We start from the raw sequence: 477 nt of genomic DNA, 5'->3' as shown, positions 1-477 counted from the left end.
AATTGTCAAACTGTAGTTTCTTAGTAGGGCGTCGGTTCGTTTGATATCATCCATGATGGTAGTTTTGCTGACTTCTACTATATCCAACAAATGATCCAGACTAACATATTCGATATTGGTGATCAAAGTCATCACTATCAGCGCCCCACGTTCTCCCTCCGTCAATGCCAACGTTGCTTGTTCGTCCACCGTTTCCTGATCCAACTGGGACATCATTTGGATCACTTCAATCGGTACTGTAATATCACCGGAGTGACTACGCTGGATCGTTGGGATATTTTTCATCTCCAAGTCTTCATTGAATTGGTTGATGGCATAGTTGATTTGACGACGTGTCAAATCGAGTTCACTTGTCAAAGCGGAAAGTTTCATTTCAGGGTTTTTAATAATCATTTTGAGTATTTCACGAATTCGTTTGTTCATTTGACTATCCTCCTGACAAAATCATTATATACTCACGCAAGCGCTTTTTGACGA

The 477-nt window shown here is 40.5% G+C and carries 1 protein-coding gene; it reads right to left on the bottom strand.

Annotation, left to right across the window (positions count from 1 at the left end; all coding sequences use genetic code 11):
• Nucleotides 1-423, bottom strand: a 423-nt coding sequence (locus BSZ14_RS18825) for a helix-turn-helix domain-containing protein (protein WP_198930571.1), incomplete at its 3' end; no start/stop codon positions are given.
• Nucleotides 424-477 lie beyond the last annotated feature (54 nt).

It is taken from the genome of Sphingomonas sp. Sph1(2015), from assembly GCF_001970915.1.
GTDB lineage: Bacteria > Pseudomonadota > Alphaproteobacteria > Sphingomonadales > Sphingomonadaceae > Sphingomonas > Sphingomonas parapaucimobilis.
This window is presented reverse-complemented; position numbering and strand designations above follow the sequence as displayed.